Below are 18,115 nucleotides of genomic sequence, written 5' to 3' on the forward strand. Positions count from 1 at the left end.
ACCGGTGTCGATATGCACCAGCGGAAACGGCAGCACCGTCTTGCGGTTCGCGCCCAGCCCGAACGCCTTGAGCGCCAGGTGCAGCACCACCACCGAGTCCTTGCCGCCCGAAAACAGCAGCGCAGGCTTGGCGCATTCCGCTACCAGCTCGCGCAGAATGTGGATCGATTCCGCTTCCAGCCAGTCCAGGTGGTCCATGCGGTTCGTCGTGACCGAAAGCGGGGTCGTGGCGGAGGGTTCCAGAATCGTGCTCATATGGGTGTCATTCCTATCGTTTGCCCGGCCGGCGCCGGTTATCCAGCGTTACCGCGGGCACTCGTCTACTGCGTTGCTTCGTTATACCGTCGGTTTCGTATCGGCGGGGATCACGCTGATCGGCGGGAGCTGCGACATCGGCGACATATGCAAGCCGCACTCCTTCGTATCGCGCGACTCCCACCACCAGCGTCCGGCCCGGCTGTCCTCGCCGGGGCGGATGGCCCGCGTACAGGGCTCGCAGCCGATGCTCGGATAGCCGCGCGCATGAAGCGGATTCACGGGCACGTCATACTGCGTCAGATACGTCCACACTTCGGCCTCGCTCCAATCGGCGAGCGGGTTGTACTTGGCGATGCCGCGCGCGGCGTCGTGCTCTTCTTCGTGCAGCTCGGCGCGCGTCACCGACTGCTCGCGGCGCTGCCCCGTCACCCACGCATCGACGCCCGAAAGCGCACGGTTCAGCGGCTCGACCTTGCGGATCTCGCAGCAGCGCTTGCGCAACTCGACGCTTTCGTAAAACGCGTTGAGTCCATGCTCGCCAACATAGGCGTCGACCGATTCCGGTTGCGGATGAAACTGCTCGATCTCATACCCGTAGCGCTCGCGCACGTGCGCGATCATGTCGATCGTCTCGGCATGCAACCGCCCGGTATTCAACGAGAAGATGCCGATTGCGGCGCCGCGCGACAAAATCGCATGCGTGAGCACCATGTCCTCGGCCGCGAGGCTGCTCGCGAGCTTGACCTTGCCATCGTGGCGGGCCGCGATCGTATCGATCAGCGCATTCAGGCGTTCGACCTTCGCGGCCAGCTCCGCGCTATCCGCGCGGCCGGCCAGCTCGGCTGGATTGACCACGGTGGCGCTCATGCGCGTTCCTCCGCGGCCGCGGCGCGGCGACGAAAAAGCGGCTGCGGCGTATCGACAGCCGATTGATACTGCACCGAGAACTCGCCAAACGCTTTCAGCGCATCGTGAATGTCCTTGTCCGGGCGGACGGCGAACGCATCGAAGCCGCAACGCGCCATGAAATTCAACTGATCGCGCAGTACGTCGCCGATTGCGCGCAGCTCGCCACGCCAGCCGTAGCGCTCGCGCAACAGGCGCGCGATGCTGTAGCCGCGGCCGTCGCGAAACACGGGAAAGTCCACGCCGATCAGCGCGACTTTCTCGAAGTCGGCAACGAGATCGGCCGGCTCGTCATCGGGCGCGAGCCATACGCCGAGCGACGCCGCGTCGCGCTGCGCAACAAGCGCTTCACGCGCTTGCTTCCACAAGACGAACGGCACGAGTAGGCGACCGGCGGGAAGCTGATCGAGCGTCGGCAGGCTGCCGTCTTCAAGCGCGCGTACGACATGCCAATCGTCCTCGAGCACGGTCCGGTTCTTGATAATCGAAGTCATCTGCGAGTGTTCCTTCTCTTTCCTTCTTGCTCTCGTCGGTGTCAGGCGTGCGCGGGCTGGCGCGACGCATAGACCCGTTCCTTGAACGGCGCCATACCGATTCGATTATAGGTATCGATGAACCGCTCGCCGTCGATACGATTTTCGACGAAAGTATCGATCACTTTCGTCACGACATCGGGCATTTCCTGAGCCGCGAACGACGGCCCGATCACACGGCCGAGGTGCGCAAGCGTCGCGCCCGTGCCCTGTTCGCCGCCGAGCGTCAGCTGATACCACTCCGAGCCATCCTTGTCGACGCCCAGAATGCCGATGTTCCCGACGTGATGATGGCCGCACGAATTGATACAGCCCGAGATGTTCAACGACAGGTCGCCCAGGTCGTACACGTAATCGAGATCGTTGAAGCGGTCCTGGATCGCCTGCGCGATGGGCAGGGACTTCGCATTCGCGAGCGAGCAGAAATCGCCGCCCGGGCACGCGATGATGTCGGTCAGCAAGCCGATGTTCGCGGTCGCGAAGCCTTGCTTCTTCGCTTCTTCCCAGAGTGCGAACAGGTCGCGCTTCTTCACGTCCGCGAGAATCAGGTTCTGCTCGTGGGACACGCGAATTTCACCGAACGAGTACTGGTCGGCCCAATCCGCCACGGCTTCCATTTGCTCCGCGGTGGCATCGCCCGGCGCGCCCTTGGCCGGCTTCAAAGACAGCGTGACGGCGGCGTAGCCCGGCACCTTGTGCGGGCGCATGTTGCGCTCGACCCAGCGTGCGAACGCCCGGTTTTCGAGCAGATGCTTTTCGAACGATGCGTCCGTATCCGACAACTTCTCGTACGGCTGCGGCTGGAAATGTTGCGCGACGCGATCGTATTCCGCTTGCGTCAGCGTCGAGGGACCGTCCTTCAGGTGCTGCCATTCCTCTTCGACTTGTTGCGCGAATTTCTCGGGGCCGAGCGCCTTCACGAGAATCTTGATGCGCGCCTTGAAGAGGTTGTCGCGGCGGCCGAAGCGGTTGTAGACGCGCAGCACGGCCTCGCAATACGTGAGCAGATGCTGCCACGGCAGGTTTTCGCGAATCACGGCACCGATGATCGGTGTACGGCCCAAACCCCCGCCCGCGAGGATCGCGCAGACCACCTCGCCCGCTTCGTTCTTCGACAGATAGACGCCCAGATCGTGAATCTGTACCGCAACACGGTCTTCTTTCGATCCCGACACGGCGATCTTGAACTTGCGCGGCAACCAGCTGAATTCGGGGTGAAACGTCGACCATTGGCGCAGGATCTCCGCCCACGGACGCGGATCGACGATCTCGTCGGGCGCCACACCGGCGAACTGGTCGGCCGTGATGTTGCGGATGTCGTTGCCTGAGGTCTGGATGCCGTGCATCTGCACCGACGCCAGGTCCGCCAGCAGGTCGGGCGTGTCCTCGAGCTGGATCCAGTTGTACTGGATGTTCGTACGCGTCGAGAAGTGACCGTAGCCACGGTCGTACTTGCGCGCGATGTGTGCGAGCATGCGCAACTGGTCGCTGCGCAAGTTGCCGTACGGAATCGCGATGCGGTGCATGTACGCGTGGCGTTGCATGTAAAGGCCGTTCTGCAGACGCAGCGGGCGGAATTCATCCTCGCTCAATTCGCCCGACAAGCGGCGGCGGACCTGGTCGCGATACTGCGCGACGCGCTCGTCGACGATAGTCTGGTCGTACTGATCGTATTGATACATTCGGGGACCCCAGGTTGTGTCGCGCCGCGGCCTGGTCCGCGACGCCCGAATTGCTGTCCGTGCCTGCCGGCGCCCGTAATCCGGGCCGCCAGCTCATTTGCTAATGACAAAAACTGCTAAGCGTATTGATAAACGTCTGGGGATCGTAATAAACTGGCCTTATATTTCAAACGACTTAAAAATTGTTTCCTTATGCGCAAGGGTTATAAATGAACCTGCACCAGTTCCGGTTCGTGCGCGAGGCCGTTCGTCAGAACTTCAATCTGACGGAGGCCGCCAAGGCGCTCTACACGTCGCAACCCGGCGTTTCGAAGGCGATCATCGAGCTCGAGGACGAGCTTGGGGTCGAAATCTTCACACGGCATGGCAAGCGCGTGCGCTCGCTGACGGAGCCGGGGCGGATCATTCTGGCGTCCGTCGAGCGGATTCTGCAGGAGGTGGAAAGCCTGAAGCGGGTCGGCAAGGATTTCGCCGCGCAGGACCAGGGCAACCTCATCATTGCCGCTACGCATACCCAAGCCCGCTACTCGCTGCCGGCTGCCATCGCCGAGTTCAAGCGGCGCTTTCCGAAGGTGCATCTTTCGATTTTGCAAGGAAGCCCGACGCAGGTCGCCGAGATGGTCATGCACGACCATGCCGACATCGCCATCGCGACCGAGGCGATCTCCAACTATAAGGAACTGGTCTCGCTGCCGTGCTTTCAGTGGCATCACGTGGCGATCATGCCCGCGGACCACCCCCTGCTGCAGCGCAAACAGCTTTCCCTGGAAGATCTGGCGCAGTACCCGCTCATCACGTACGAAGCCGCGTTCGCGGGCCGGACGAAGATCAACGAGGCGTTCGCGCGGCGCAATCTGACGCCCGACGTGGTCCTCGAGGCAATCGATGCCGATGTCATCAAAACCTACGTCGAGTTGGGGCTCGGCGTGGGCATCATGGCCGATATCGCATTCAACGCGGAACGTGACAAGCATTTGCGCGCCATGCCGGTCGGCCATCTCTTCGGTACGAATCTGACCAGGATCGCCCTGAAACAGGGAGCGTATCTGCGCAGCTATGTCTATACGCTCGTCGAGCTGCTTTCGCCGTCGCTCACGCGCAAGCTGATCGAGCAGGCGCTCAAGGGCGAACACGAAAACTACGAGCTCTGAAGTCACAACAACCAAGAGAGAGATTACATGGTGTCGACCGCCGCCTTCTTGCGCCGCGCCTTCGCGTGCGCCGCATTTGCGCTCGTCTCGGCAGCGCACGCCGACCTGAAGGTCGGCATCGATTTGTCATCGACGGGGCCCGCCGCCGTCATCGGCATCACGAGCAAGAATGCCATCCAGATGTGGCCGGCCACCATCGCCGGTCAAAAGGCGCAGTACATCGTGCTCGACGACGGGACCGACCCGGGCAAAGCCGTTGCGAACATCCGCAAGCTCATCGATGAAGACCACGTGGACGTGATCGTCGGGCCGAATATCACGCCGGCGGCGCTCGCGGCGCTCGACCCGGTGGCCGCCTCGCAAACGCCGATGATCACGCTGATCGGTTCCGCGAGTGTGGTCGAGCCGCAGGAAGGCAAGCGCGTCTGGGCGTTCAAGATGGCGCAGACCGATGGCGCGATGGCCGATGTGATGACGCGCTATATGGCGAACCATGGCGTGAAAACGGTCGCCTTTATCGGTTTCGCCGACAGTTACGGCGATAGCTGGCTCAACGAGTTCAAGCGGTTTGCCGAGCTGCGGCATATCCGGCTTGTCGCGACGGAACGCTTCAATCGCAACGATGCGAGCGTGACGGGGCAGGTACTGAAGCTGATTGCGGCCAAGCCCGATGCGGTGCTCGTTGCGGGTGCCGGTACGCCCTCCGCGCTACCGCAGCGCACGCTCGTCGAGCGCGGGTTCAAGGGGCCGATCTATCAGACGCACGGCATTGCGACACCGGAGTTCATCCGGCTTGGCGGCAAGGAGGTCGAAGGGACGCTCTTTCCGACCCAGCCGGTTGTGGTGGCGCGTACGCTGCCGGCCGATCATCCGGCGAAAAAGGCGGCGCTGGCGTTCGTGACGGCGTATGAGGACAAATATGGCCCCGGCTCCGTGACGCAGTTTGCCGGCGATGCGGCTGGCGTCTATCCGCGGTTGGAGGATGCCGTGGCGAGGGCGTTGAAAAAGGCGCAGCCGGGTACCGTGCAGTTTCGCGTGGCGTTGCGGGAGGAGCTCGAGCACGCACATGAGTTGGTCGTGCCGAACGGGGTCGTGAATACCAGCGCGAAAGACCATGTGGGGCTCGATCAGCGTGCGAGCGTGATGGGGGCGATTCGTGGCGGGAAGTTTGTCTTTATCAGCGAGTGATTCGGGGCGGCGGTTCGGGTAGCGGCGCGGGCTGCGCGCGACACTGTCGCTAGTGAGTGGCCACAGCCGTTCCCTGCCAAAATATTGCCTGCGCACGCGTTTTCGGCCATAATCGCGCTCTTCGCCGGCGCTTTCCTGCACCGGCCACTGAAAGCCCGGGTGGTGAAACAGGTAGACGCAGGGGACTCAAAATCCCCCGCCGCAAGGCGTGTCGGTTCGAGTCCGACCCCGGGCACCACTATTCGAGCGAAGAGCCGCCATCTACGGATTGGCGGCTTTTTTGCGTTCGGCATGTAAGCCTAATGGCGGACGCCGACAGCGTCGCAGGGTCAGCCAAGCTTCACGATAAGTCCGGTCCGTAGCGATGGATTGCATCGGCGACGTGCGCGGCCGCCAACACCATGCGGAACTTGACATCGCCGGACTTCATTCGCCGATACGCCTCATTCGCCTGCTCAAGCGGCATCACTTCAATCTTTGGCCGTATACCGGCAAGCACGCTGAAATCCAGCGTCTTCTCGTTCTCGTAGGGCGTGCCGGTGATGGAGCCGAGCATACTGCGCTCGCCAATGACCAAGGGGCCAGCCGAGACCGGCAGCGGGTCCTTACCTGCACCCAGCAATACCAGCCGCCCTTGCGGCGCCAAGCCGGCCATCAGCGCCGACACGGTGGCCGGGTGGCCGATGGTGGCCACGATCGCGTGCGCCCCGCCCATCCTCTTGAGCCGGTCCACCGCATCCTCTTCGCTGGTGTCGATATAGACATGCGCGCCCAAGCCCAGCGCATCCGTGGCGATGTCGCTGCCGCGCCCGACGGCGACGACTCGGAAACCCATGCGGCGGGCGTATTGCAGCGCCATATGCCCAAGGCCGCCGATGCCCAGGATGACCACGGTGTCGCCGGCCTGTGCGCCGCACTTTTTGAGCGCATTGAAGGTGGCAATGCCGGCGCAGAGAATCGGCGCCGCTTCCTCGGAATTGAGTTCGTCCGGGATCGACACGAGCCCGGAGGCGCGCGCCAGCATCATCTCGGCGTAGCCCCCATCGCAGGTGGCGCCGACAAAAGGCTGGTTCTGGCAAAGCTCGAAGTGTCCCTGGCGACACTGTACGCATTCGATGCAAGGCCCACCGAGCCGGCCGATGCCAACGCGCTGGCCCATCTTCCAGATGGATGGGGTGTGTTCGCCGAGTGCGGCGATGCGTCCGACCACTTCATGGCCGGGCACGCGCGGAGGTTGCAGCGTCGGATCAGCCCCTTCGATGTCACTGATGTCGGCGCCGCAGATGCCGCAAGCCTCAACCTCGATCAGCGCTTCACCGACGCCCGGTTTCGGCGTCGGGCGCTCCACCAGCTCAAGGAAGCCGGGACGGGTCACTTGCATGGCGCGGTACGTGGTCTTCATGGTCGTCTTCCAAGATCGTCGAAAGGGAAAAGAGGTAATGCGAGGACCGCCAGGCCCGCGGCTTCGATGGCGCCGGCGACGTAGCCCGGGAACTGTGGCGACCACTCGCTGGCGATGCCGGCCAGGCGTCCGCGCCACGGTCCGGAGCCGGCCATGGCGGCTGGCGCTTCGGCGTGATGGCTCGCCGTATTCAAGTCATCGGATGTGGCCGTATAGGGATCCTGCGCCCAGTCCTTGATAACTTCGATGCGAGGCGTGGCCGCTTGCGGCCCGAACAGGCGCACGAGCTGGGCGCGACAATGCGTGCGCAATACGTCCTCGGACACGTTTTTGCGCACGCGCGCCGGCACCCCGAAAAAGCCAAAGAGCGCCGCGCTGCCGCCGGGCATGGAGGCGTCGTGAATCTCGGTCAGCGGTCCGCGTGCACTGCGAGCCTCGCCGGACAATCCCTCCCCGCGCCAGAACGGGGTCTCGTAGATGGCGATGTACTTGGCATGGGGCGCCATCCACGTTGCCGTCGCACCCCATTGCTGAGCCAGCTCCAGCGGCAAAGCAGGCTCGAACGCGATGGTGTGCTCGACCAGACGCGGCGGCATAGCCAGCAATACCTGTTCGGCACGCCAAGTTGTAGCGCCGCCGGTGGCGTCTTCGATGTCCAGTTCGACGTGCGGGTCTGCGCAGCGCAGACGGCGCACCCTCTGACCGGTGATTACCCGTTTCGCATCGAGACGGCGGCGCAAGGCGTCGACCAGCGCCTGCATTCCACCTACCAGGCGCATCGAAATCGGCGAGTTCACGTACCCACGCGTCCGCATCGGCGGCTCATCGGGTGAGCGTTCCAGCACCATGTCGCCCGTCTCGAACTGCGCGAAGCGCTCCAGGCCCAACTCATCGACAAGGCGGTGCAATTCGCGCTGGTAGTCGGGCCAGAACCACGTCGGCCCGAGGTCGAAGCGGTCGGTGGCGTCGGCCATATCGCGCGTGTCCTGTCCCGACGCGGAGGCGGAAGCGATGCGGCCACCTAGCGTATCGCGCGCCTCCAGCAGCACGTAATCCTGGACGCCGTGGCTTTCCAGCAGCCAGGCGGCATAAAGGCCACTCAATCCGGCGCCGATGATGGCGATGCGTGCGGTTTGCATGGCTATACCTCCATTGCCAGGTCGGCTAAGTAGCCCGTCTTGAGACAGACGGTGGTGCCGTGCACACCGGCGAATGCCCCTTGGGACTGCGGCGGCGGGCACCCTTGGTACGGCTTACTTGTCGGGCAGTTGCCGATAGGCTTCGACGACACGTGCCGAATAGGTCAGCGCAGCACCTGCATTCAGCGCGATGGCAACACCCAGTGCCTCGGAGATTTCCTCCAGCGTGGCTCCGTGCTCGACGGCCTTCTTGGTGTGCACCGAGATGCATCCGTCGCAGCGCGTGGTTACGGCTACGGCCAAGGCGATCAGCTCGTGCATCTTCGGTTCCAGATGGCCAGTCTTGATAGCGGCGTTGTCGATCGTCGCCAAACCGCGCATCACGTCGGGGCTTTGTTTCGCGTAATCGCCCACGCGCTCCAGCAGTGAATCACGGTAAGCGTTCCAGTCCTGCATCATGGTTGTTGCTCCTGTTAGAGGGTTGGGGTGCCGGGCGCCGACATAGCGCGCGACAAGGGCTCACGCGACCCGATAGATGCGTCAGGCGCCGGCCCCAGCACATCAGTTGCGGCCGGCCATCACGCCGCCGTCCACGTCCCAGATGGCACCTGTGACCCAACGCGCCTTGTCCGAGAGCAGGAAAGCGACGACTTCGGCAACGTCCTGCGGGGTGCCGACACGGCCGATCGGATGGAAGCTGTTGAAGCCTTGCAGCGCGCTGTGAACTTCGGCCTTCGGAATGAAACCCTCGTAGATCGGCGTCTGCACCACCGCCGGCGACACCGCATTGACGCGGATATGCTTCGGAGCCAGTTCCATCGCCAGGTGTTGAGTCAGCGAATGCAGCCCTGCCTTGGCCATCGAGTAGGCTGACGATGGTGTGGCCGCGATAGCTTGCTTGGCCCACATCGAGCCGATGTTGACGATCGCACCCGGACGATCCCTGGCGATCTGATTGGCGGCGACCTTTTGCGTGATGAAGAAGAAAGCCTTGTTCAACTTCATGTACTGGTCGTAGTCCGCGTCCTGGTGCTCCAGGAACGGCTTGGGGAAGAACACGCCTGCCGCGTTGACGAGCAGGTCGATGTCCTGATGGTCTTCGTCGATCGACTTGAGCAACGCCGCCAACCCTGCATCGCTGGACAGGTCGGCCGTCAGTGCGACGACCGCCCCTAGCGCGGCCAACTCGGCATGCGCTTCTTCGGTCTTGTCCGCGCGGTGACCAACGATGATCGCAGTGCCGCCTTCGGCCAGGACCATCTTGGCCGTCTGCAAGCCCATCCCGCTGGTGCCACCGACCACCAGCAACTTTTTGCCCTTGAATTGGTTGCTCATGTTGAAAACCTTTCGATGTGCCCGCCGATCGGCAGGTCTTGATGGAAAAGGCGAGGACAAGCATCCGGCTCAGTGCCATTGACGCCATGTCCGTGCCGCAGTCGCGACCATCCTGGATACGGTCTGAATCGCCCTCGACGTCATCGCCTCCTTGGCATAAAAACTATTTCGCCCCCCTTCATCGAGGGCCTCTGCCAAGGGCGCATGCTTACGACCTGTGTTGGATTTTTCGCCAATTTCCACCTGCCGACAAACGAGATAAAGTGTGCGGCATTGAAAGAAAAAATTTATCGTATGAAGTCACCTGTTCATCTAAACGCCTTGCGTGCCTTCGAGGCGAGCGCCCGCCATCAGAGCTTTTCGGCGGCAGCGGCCGAACTGAACGTGACGCCTGCTGCAGTTGGCCAACTCGTACGAACGCTCGAGGAATGGCTTGGCACGCCACTATTCGTGCGGGGTACCAGCGGACGGGCACGGCTCGTCCCGACCGAGACGGCCGAACGCGCATTACCGGACATCCGTGCCGGCTTCGACAGGCTTGCCATGGGCTTGGAGCGACTAAAGGAAGCGTCGACCAGTGGAGTGCTCACCGTGGCTGTCAGCCCGGCGTTTGCGGCAAAGTGGTTGTTGCCACGAATCGAGCGTTTCCAGACCGCCTGGCCCGACACGGATGTGCGTTTGGACACCAATCTCAAACCGGTAGATTTCGTTGCCCAGCGCATCGATGTCGGAGTGCGCTATGGCACAGGAAGCTGGCCAGGTTTAGCGGCCGAAAAATTGATGAGTGAGGAGGTATATCCGGTGTGCTCGCCACAGCTATTGCGCGAGCATTGGCGCTTGCAAAAACCGAATGACCTGGCGCAAGAGACCCTCATCCACGACTTATCGATGGACAGCCATACGGGCTTTCCGACTTGGGATACATGGCTTCAGAAAGCAGGCGTGACTGATGTCGCCACGAAACGAGGGATGAAAATCAATAATTCCGCAGCTGTCCTGCAAGCAGCAATTGACGGTCACGGTATCGCATTGGCTCGCAACGTCATGGCCCGCGATGATTTGGCAGCTGGCCGGTTGGTCAGGTTGTTTCCTGAAATATCCCTCGTGTCGCCTTTAGCGTACTACGTCGTGTACCGCGCGGAATGTTGCGGCCTTCCAAAGCTGGTGGCCTTTCGAGATTGGTTGCTCAAGGAGGCAGCCATCTCGCGATAGACTGCTGGTCGACAAACAGTCGGGATCCGTGTCGCAAGTGTTGTTGAATTCGGACCGACTCCCCCCGGCTCAGATCGTCCCAAACAACGCGCGCGGCCGGTCCCGCAGCGTGTGCGCGAGAATCTGCATCGCGCGCACCAATTGCTCGCGCGAAGACGCACACGCGAGGTTGATCCGCACGCCGTGCTCGAGCGTCGAGCGATCCACGGCAAATGCCGACGCCGGCATCGTGTTGACGCCGCGCGCCAACGCATTCGCCGCATAATCGTCGGACCGCCACGGCGGCGGCACCTTCAGCCAGACGAACATGCAGGCAGGATCGCTGTGCAGATACTCAGCGGGCAGAAGTTCGCGCGCGAGTTCCTGGCGTGCCTGCAACTCCACGCGCTGCGCGTCGAGAATCGTCTGCGCCGTGCCGTCTTCGATCCAACGTGTGGCGATCAGCGTCGATAGCGGCGCAGGCATCCACGCGGTCGTGCGCACCGCTTCGGCGGCTAGCGCGGCAGCATGCGGCGGCGTATGCAGATAGCCGATGCGCAGCCCGGGCGCGAGAATCTTCGACGTCGATGTCACGTGGAACGTCAACTCGGGACATAGGCTCGCAATCGTCGGCAAGCGCGTACGCAAGAGCGGCCCGTATACATCGTCCTCGATGATCGCGACGTGATGCCGCCGCGCAATATCGACGAGCGCCGCGCGCCGCGCCAGGCTCATGGTGACCACCGTCGGATTCTGCAGGTTCGGCACAACGAAGATCGCCTTCACGCGCATGCGCTTGCACGCGTCTTCGAGGCGCTCCGGCAACAGCCCCTCCCCGTCGCTCGGAATGCCGACAATTTCGAACTGAAACACTGGTGCGAGCGCCTTCAGGCCGTAGTACGTCAATTGGTCCGACAGGATCACACCCTCGTGGCCCATCAAGCTGCTCAATACCGCGAACAGGCCGTGCTGCGCCCCGCTCGTGACGACCACGTTATCGGCCGTGGGTGCGAATCCGGGCGCGGCAATCCATTGCGCGCCGGCCGCCCGCGCCCAGTCGGGACCCTGCGGCGGCTGATACTCCTGCACCTGCGCATAGCGGGGATCGTCTACGATTCGAGTCATCTCTCGCGCAAGCTGCGTGAGAAATTCCCCCGTCGCAGGACGATTGACCGTCAGATCGATCACCGTATTCGCATCGGCGCTATTTGAGCCGCTGTCCGCGCGGGTCTGGACCGACGGCATCGCGCCCCCGGTGACGATCGACCCGCGACGCTTGCTGGCAACAATCAGGCCGCGCGCCTGCAACTCCTTATACGCACGGGATACCGTCGACACGTTGATCCCAAGCTCCACGGCGAGATCCCGTTGCGGCGGCAGCCGGCTGCCCGGCGGATAGAGCCCATTGCGCACTTTGTCTTCGAGGTTGCGCGACACCTCCAGGTAGGTCGCCTGACGCCCTTTTGTCGGGAGCACTTCTTCGCCCTTTGTGCGGCTCGTTCTCATCTTCATTCAGGTAGCAGCTCCATACAAAGACGCGTTCGTCCGCACAAATCTTATCACGCACGCCTTCCTGCACACATAGCGATGCGCAGGCCTATCCTCGGGCACATCGAGTACGGGCGGGAAAACACCTAAATCCACACAAAGCAAAAACAATTGCACACAAAAAAACTTTGTGTGAATATGAATTCGTCGTTTGTACGGCATCAAGTGTTCGTAGCTACTGCGAACTCGAACCGCGCGAGGAGGCGCGAGACCATGGCGGAAGTCGCTGTCCTCGGTGCGGGTTTTATCGGGTTGTCGGCCGCGTATTGGCTCATGCGCGACGGACATCGAGTGATCCTGTTCGACCCGCTCGGTCCCGGCGAAGCGACGTCGTACGGGAATGCGGGCACGTTCGCGCAGTACGGGTGCATCCCTGTCAACAATCCTGACGTGTTCCGCAACCTGCCGCGTTTCCTGTTCTCATCGACAAGCCCGCTCAGGATTCGATGGCAGTACTTGCCGCACATTGCGCCGTGGCTCGTTCGCTTTTTGCTGGCGGCCAGAGCCAAGCGGTATGAGCATAGTGCGAAGGCACTGGCCAACCTGCTGGCGCGCGCGTTCGACGGATACCGCGAAATGCTGGCGTCGGGCCAACTGTCGAGCTTTGTCCAGCGCCGCGAGTGCTTGTATTTGTACTCGAACGCAAACTCGTTCCATGCGGCGCAGCCATCGCTCGCATTGCGCCGTTCCCTCGGCGTGCGCTTCGAGACTTTGGATCGCGACGGCGTTCACCACCTCGAGCCGAACCTCGCGCCCATTTTCGCGTACGGAACGATCTTCAACGACAGTTGGTACTTAAGCGACCCCCATGGATTTCTGCAAACGCTGTATGCGTCGCTGACCAGTCAGGGCTTGCGGCACGAACGCACCGCGATCCGCACGCTCGCACCATCCACGAGCGGCGTGCGCCTCATCGATGAAACCGGCCGTTCATACGCGGCCGAATACGCAATCGTCTGCACAGGCGCATTGTCCGGTCGCTTGGCACGTCAGTGCGGCGACAGCGTGCCGCTCGATACCGAACGAGGCTATCACGTGCGCTTTCCCGGTATGTCACGGCTGATTTCGCGCCCATGCGGCTGGTCCGAGCGCGGCTTTTACATGGTGCCGATGCACGACGGCATCCGCGCGGCCGGCACGGTCGAGCTGGGCGGCTACGGGTCACAGAAGAACCCGAAGCTGTTGCGTCTTATATCGACTTCCGCACAGCAAGCGTTGCCGCAACTGCAGCAACCGGACAGCAGTTGGCTCGGCTTCCGGCCGAGCCTGCCCGACGGCTTGCCCGTCGTCGGGCCGTCGAGCGCCTCGCCACGCGTCATCTACGCGTTCGGGCATCAGCACCTGGGCGTCACGCTGGGCGGCGTGACCGGCAGCATCGTCGCCGACATCGTCGCCGGCCGCGTACCGCCCGTCGATCTCGAAGCCTATAGCCCGCGCCGCTTTTAACCACCGCAACAGTCTGCACCATAGAGGACGGACATCATGAAACGCCGAAACTGGGTAGTCGCATTCGCATTAGGGGCGCTGTGCGCGCATGTGCCGTCATACGGTGCCGAGCCGGAAATCGTCAAAATCGGATTCGCGGGCCCGCTGACCGGACCCGTCGCGCGTGTCGGCAAGGATCTCGAGAACGGCGCACAGCTCGCGATCGACGAGGAAAACGCCAAGCACCCGACCATCGGTGGCAAGCCCGTCAAGTTCGTCCTCGACGCACAGGACGATCAGGCCGATCCGCGCGTTGCCGTGCAGGTCGCGCAGAAGATGATCGACGACGGCGTAGTGGGCGTGATCGGCCACTACAACTCCGGCTGCAGCATTCCCGCATCGGCCGTCTATCACAAGGCGAATCTCGCCATGATCACGCCGGGCTCGACCAATCCCGTGCTGACACATCAGGGCTTCGCGAACGTATTCCGCACGATGGGGCACGACGGTGTGGGCGGCGTGATTGCGGGTCAATTCGCGGTACAGCAGTTGAAGGCAAAGCGCATCGGCATCATCGACGACCGCACCGCGTTCGGCCAGGGTCTCGCCGATGCTTTCGAGAAAGGCGCAAAGGAAGCGAACGGGAACGTCGTCGATCGCGAGTTCACGAACGACAAAGCGGTCGATTTCCGGGCGATCCTGACCACGCTCAAGCAAAAGAACGTCGATATCATCTTCTTTGGCGGCCTCGACGAACAAGGCGCGATGCTCGTCAAGCAAATGCGATCGCTGGGACTGACGGCGCGCCTGTTTGGCGCTGGCGCCCTTAAAAGCAATGCGTTCCTGCAGATATCGGGAACGGCCGGCGAAGGCACCCGGGACCTGGAGCCTGGCCCGGCGCTCGACAAGCTTCCTTCGGCACAAGATTTCGCAAAGCGCTACAAGGCGCATTTCAATCAGGACGTCGAACTCTATGCGCCATTCGCGTATGACGCGGCACTGGCAATGCTCAAGGCGATCCACGACGCCGATTCTCTCGATCGCGCCAAAATCGCCGCGGCTTTCCCGAAGGTGACCGTGACGGGCGTTACCGGAAAGATTGCCTTCGATCCGCAAGGCGATCTGATCAAGCCACCGTATACGCTGTTCGAAGTTCAGCAGGGTCAATGGAAAAGCCAGCGGACCATCGGCGGCAACGGGGTATAGTATTTCCTCCATCTTTCGCGAGCGGAGCGCAGGATGAACTTTCGCGAAACCATCGGTGCGCGCAGTTACTGCTTCGATAGCCTTGCCGCGCTGCTCGCCAAAGCGAGCCCGCGCCGTTCGGGAGACGAATTGGCCGGGCTCGCCGCTGCATCGGAAGAGGAACGGGCGGCCGCAAAAATGGCGCTGGCGGCCGTACCGCTTCGAGCGTTCCTCGATGAAGCCGTGATTCCATATGAAGCCGATGAAATCACGCGCCTCATCGTCGACGATCATTCGCCCGATGCGTTTGCGCCGATCGCGCATCTGACCGTGGGCGATTTTCGCGAGTGGCTGCTTGCCGATACCACCGACAGCGCGATGCTCGCCGCCGTTGCCGCGGGCCTCACGCCCGAGATGGTTGCCGCCGTGTCGAAGCTGATGCGCAATCAGGATCTGATACTCGCCGCGCGTAAGCGGCCCGTCGTCACGCGCTTTCGCAACACCGTGGGGTTGCCGGGCCACCTCGCCGTGCGGCTGCAACCGAACCATCCGACGGACGATCTGAAAGGCATTGCGGCATCGATCGTCGATGGGCTCATGTATGGCTGCGGCGACGCGATGATCGGTATCAATCCCGCGTCCGATTCGCTCACGGCGATCACGGCGCTGCTCACGATGATGGACGAATTTCGCCGAGCGTATGACGTGCCCACGCAGACCTGTGTGCTGACGCACGTCACGAATACACTGGCCGCAATCGAAAACGGCGCGCCGGTCGATTTGATTTTCCAATCGATCGCCGGCACCGAGAAGGCCAATGCGGGATTCGGCGTATCGCTGTCGCTGCTTGCCGAAGCATATGACGCGGGTCTGTCGTTGAAGCGCGGCACGCTTGGAAACAACCTGATGTACTTCGAGACCGGACAGGGCAGCGCGCTTTCCGCGAACGCACATCATGGGGTCGATCAGCAAACGTGCGAAGCAAGAGCCTACGCGGTCGCCCGCAAGTTCAATCCGTTCCTGACAAACACGGTGGTGGGGTTCATCGGGCCTGAGTACTTGTACGACGGCAAGCAAATCATCCGCGCGGGCTTGGAAGATCACTTCTGCGGCAAGCTGCTCGGCGTGCCGATGGGCTGCGATATTTGCTACACGAACCATGCGGAAGCGGACCAGGACGATATGGATACGCTGCTGACATTGCTGGGCGCGGCCAACGTCAACTTCATCATGGGCGTGCCGGGCGCCGACGACATCATGTTGAACTATCAGAGCACGTCGTTTCACGACGCGCTCTATGTGCGGCGTCTACTCAACCTTCGACGCGCACCCGAGTTCGAAACATGGCTCGAATCGATGCGTATCACGGACGCATCGGGGCAGATCCAGCAGCACGCATCGAAGCCATTGCTTCTCGATTGGATTGAATCATGACGCGCGCAGACCGGGATGTGCCGGGTGTTACCGCGCGGACAGTCGCGGACAACCCATGGAGCGCATTGCGTCGCTTCACCGATGCCCGCATCGCACTCGGACGCTCGGGCGCCAGCCTGCCGACCGCGCCGATGCTTGCGTTTACTGTCGCGCATGCGCAAGCGCGGGATGCCGTTCATACGCCGCTCGATATCGAAGCACTGAGGGCCGAACTGGAACGGAGGACGCTCGATTCGATCGAGGTGCGCAGCGCGGCGCAAAGCCGCGAGCAGTATTTGCGACGTCCAGACCTTGGGCGGGTATTGGATCCGGAAAGCGCGGCGCTTCTCGAGCAGCACGCGGCATCGGCCGAAACGCCGCCCGATCTGGTGTTCGTCGTTGCGGACGGCTTGTCGGCTCAAGCTGCGGCCTCACATGCGCTCCCCTTGATCGACCGGACCATTGCCCAGTTGAAAGGCTGGTATGTCGGCTCGATCGTTGTCGCTACGCAGGCGCGCGTGGCAATTGGCGATCCTATCGGCGAGTTGATGAATGCCGAGATGGTCGCGGTGCTGATCGGCGAACGCCCCGGACTCAGTTCGCCAGCGAGCCTCGGCGTCTATCTGACGTACGCGCCACGAACCGGGCGCAGCGATGCCGAGCGTAACTGTATTTCGAACGTACGCCCCGAAGGGCTCTGTTACGACGCGGCGGCTTTCAAGCTCGTGCATCTGCTGGAAGGGGCGCGTAAGCGCAAGCTCACCGGGGTCGAACTGAAAGACGAAAGTGTCTGGGACGGGCGGCTCTTGCCGGCGGACGATGTCCGCGCATGAGTGAGCGCGGCACTAGATCACGCCGCCCGAGCAGTTGGTTGGTTTGATCATGCACCAACTGGCCAATCGCCGCACGCAGCGATTGGCTTACGCACCCGCATTTGGCGATATCAGACCGGCGAAGGGTTACGTTCCGCGAACCCTTCCTGATGCCAATAGGGGTAGACGGGCCGCAGCTTGCTCGCCTCATCGAGCCTCGCCACTTGCTCCGGCGTGAGATTCCAACCTACCGCACCGAGGTTCTGCCGCAATTGCTCCTCGTTACGTGCGCCGATGAGCACGCTCGAAACAGTTGGCCGCTGCAAAAGCCAGTTGAGCGCAATCTGGGGAATCGTCTTGCCGGTTTCCTGCGCTATCGCATCCAGTGCATCGACGACGCGGTACAGATACTCATCCGACACAGGCGGACCGATATCGGCCGTCTTGTGCAAACGGCTCACCTCCGGCAACGGACGGCCGCGGCGGATTTTGCCGGTGAGCCGACCCCAGCCGAGGGGGCTCCAGACAATGGCGCCCACGCCCTGATCGAGCCCAAGCGGCATGAGCTCCCACTCGTAGTCGCGGCCGATCAGCGAGTAATACGTTTGGTTCGCGACGTAGCGCGGATAGCCGTATCGATCTGCCACGTCGAGCGACTTCATCAGGTGCCAGCCTGAGAAGTTCGACACGCCCGTGTAGCGGATCTTGCCCGCGCGAACGAGGTCGTCGAGTGTCGAAAGGACTTCTTGTACGGGTGTCTTCGCATCGAAGCCATGCAATTGAAAGAGATCGATGTAATCGGTCTGCAGCCGCTTCAATGCCGCATTGACGGCGTTGATCAGATGATGGCGCGACGAGCCCACGTTATTCGGTTCGTCGTTGAATCGGAACGTGGCCTTCGTCGAGATCAGCACCTTGTCGCGACGGCCTCTGATCGCCTCGCCGAG

Annotated in this window: 17 protein-coding genes and 1 tRNA gene; 8 read left to right on the plus strand and 10 right to left on the minus strand. The window is 62.3% G+C overall.

The window, feature by feature from the left end; all coding sequences use genetic code 11:
• From VGL01_RS07505 to VGL01_RS07520, 4 genes are all read right to left on the minus strand, one after another.
• Positions 1-255: phosphoadenosine phosphosulfate reductase family protein (locus VGL01_RS07505; RefSeq protein WP_331568230.1), on the minus strand; the 255-nt coding region annotated here is incomplete at its 3' end.
• An 81-nt stretch (positions 256-336) separates the two neighbouring features.
• A complete protein-coding gene (locus tag VGL01_RS07510; protein WP_331568231.1) occupies positions 337-1,125 on the minus strand; it encodes a phosphoadenylyl-sulfate reductase in 789 nt (262 codons plus the stop codon).
• A complete protein-coding gene (locus VGL01_RS07515) occupies positions 1,122-1,658 on the minus strand; it encodes a DUF934 domain-containing protein (protein ID WP_331568232.1) in 537 nt (178 codons plus the stop codon). The genes VGL01_RS07510 and VGL01_RS07515 overlap by 4 nt, the downstream gene beginning before the upstream one ends.
• A gap of 41 nt (positions 1,659-1,699) precedes the next feature.
• Entirely contained in the window at positions 1,700-3,379 is a 1,680-nt protein-coding gene (locus VGL01_RS07520) for a nitrite/sulfite reductase (protein WP_331568233.1), read from the minus strand.
• A gap of 209 nt (positions 3,380-3,588) precedes the next feature.
• On the opposite strand from VGL01_RS07520, the gene VGL01_RS07525 reads away from it, so the two are divergent.
• The 3 genes from VGL01_RS07525 to VGL01_RS07535 all read left to right on the plus strand — a co-directional run bounded on the left by VGL01_RS07525 (position 3,589) and on the right by VGL01_RS07535 (position 5,956).
• Positions 3,589-4,530 carry a CysB family HTH-type transcriptional regulator gene (locus tag VGL01_RS07525; RefSeq protein ID WP_173261690.1) on the plus strand — a complete coding sequence of 314 codons (942 nt, stop codon included), beginning with the start codon at positions 3,589-3,591 and terminating at the stop codon, positions 4,528-4,530.
• Between the two features lie 27 nt (positions 4,531-4,557).
• Positions 4,558-5,718 (plus strand): ABC transporter substrate-binding protein, encoded by a 1,161-nt coding sequence (locus VGL01_RS07530; protein WP_331568234.1) that lies wholly within the window; start codon positions 4,558-4,560, stop codon positions 5,716-5,718.
• Between the two features lie 153 nt (positions 5,719-5,871).
• Positions 5,872-5,956 (plus strand) — tRNA-Leu (locus VGL01_RS07535).
• A 102-nt stretch (positions 5,957-6,058) separates the two neighbouring features.
• On the opposite strand, the gene VGL01_RS07540 is transcribed toward VGL01_RS07535, so the two are convergent.
• From VGL01_RS07540 to VGL01_RS07555, 4 genes are all read right to left on the minus strand, one after another.
• Positions 6,059-7,120: an alcohol dehydrogenase gene (locus VGL01_RS07540; protein ID WP_331568235.1), complete on the minus strand. Its 1,062-nt coding sequence runs from the start codon at positions 7,118-7,120 to the stop codon at positions 6,059-6,061.
• Positions 7,117-8,259, minus strand: a complete 1,143-nt coding sequence (locus VGL01_RS07545; protein ID WP_331568236.1) for a flavin monoamine oxidase family protein — start codon at positions 8,257-8,259, stop codon at positions 7,117-7,119. The genes VGL01_RS07540 and VGL01_RS07545 overlap by 4 nt, the downstream gene beginning before the upstream one ends.
• A gap of 114 nt (positions 8,260-8,373) precedes the next feature.
• A complete protein-coding gene (locus VGL01_RS07550; protein WP_331568237.1) occupies positions 8,374-8,718 on the minus strand; it encodes a carboxymuconolactone decarboxylase family protein in 345 nt (114 codons plus the stop codon).
• 102 nt (positions 8,719-8,820) lie between these two features.
• Positions 8,821-9,594, minus strand: coding sequence for an SDR family oxidoreductase (locus VGL01_RS07555; RefSeq protein ID WP_331568238.1), 774 nt, complete (start codon positions 9,592-9,594; stop codon positions 8,821-8,823).
• 294 nt (positions 9,595-9,888) lie between these two features.
• Here VGL01_RS07555 and gcvA point away from each other — a divergent pair, with 294 nt between their 5' ends.
• Positions 9,889-10,806, plus strand: coding sequence for a transcriptional regulator GcvA (gene gcvA, locus VGL01_RS07560; protein WP_331568245.1), 918 nt, complete (start codon positions 9,889-9,891; stop codon positions 10,804-10,806).
• Between the two features lie 69 nt (positions 10,807-10,875).
• Here gcvA and VGL01_RS07565 read toward each other — a convergent pair whose 3' ends face one another.
• The gene (locus tag VGL01_RS07565; RefSeq protein ID WP_414720192.1) at positions 10,876-12,291 is read right to left on the minus strand and encodes a PLP-dependent aminotransferase family protein; all 1,416 of its coding nucleotides are present in this window, start codon (positions 12,289-12,291) and stop codon (positions 10,876-10,878) included.
• A 255-nt stretch (positions 12,292-12,546) separates the two neighbouring features.
• Here VGL01_RS07565 and VGL01_RS07570 point away from each other — a divergent pair, with 255 nt between their 5' ends.
• The 4 genes from VGL01_RS07570 to eutC are packed head-to-tail and all read left to right on the plus strand — an operon-like array spanning position 12,547 to position 17,189.
• Positions 12,547-13,779: an FAD-binding oxidoreductase gene (locus VGL01_RS07570; RefSeq protein WP_331568240.1), complete on the plus strand. Its 1,233-nt coding sequence runs from the start codon at positions 12,547-12,549 to the stop codon at positions 13,777-13,779.
• A gap of 36 nt (positions 13,780-13,815) precedes the next feature.
• Positions 13,816-14,964, plus strand: a complete 1,149-nt coding sequence (locus tag VGL01_RS07575; RefSeq protein WP_331568241.1) for a branched-chain amino acid ABC transporter substrate-binding protein — start codon at positions 13,816-13,818, stop codon at positions 14,962-14,964.
• 33 nt (positions 14,965-14,997) lie between these two features.
• Complete coding sequence (locus VGL01_RS07580) at positions 14,998-16,377, plus strand: ethanolamine ammonia-lyase subunit EutB (protein ID WP_331568242.1); 1,380 nt, start codon at positions 14,998-15,000, stop codon at positions 16,375-16,377.
• Positions 16,374-17,189: an ethanolamine ammonia-lyase subunit EutC gene (gene eutC, locus VGL01_RS07585; protein WP_331568243.1), complete on the plus strand. Its 816-nt coding sequence runs from the start codon at positions 16,374-16,376 to the stop codon at positions 17,187-17,189. The genes VGL01_RS07580 and eutC overlap by 4 nt, the downstream gene beginning before the upstream one ends.
• 110 nt (positions 17,190-17,299) lie before the next feature.
• Here the strand turns inward: eutC and VGL01_RS07590 are convergent.
• Positions 17,300-18,115 (minus strand): aldo/keto reductase (locus VGL01_RS07590; protein WP_331568244.1); only part of this gene is annotated, 816 nt, incomplete at its 5' end.

Origin of the sequence: Trinickia sp. (assembly GCF_036503415.1) — a bacterium.
Classification (GTDB): Bacteria; Pseudomonadota; Gammaproteobacteria; order Burkholderiales; family Burkholderiaceae; genus Trinickia.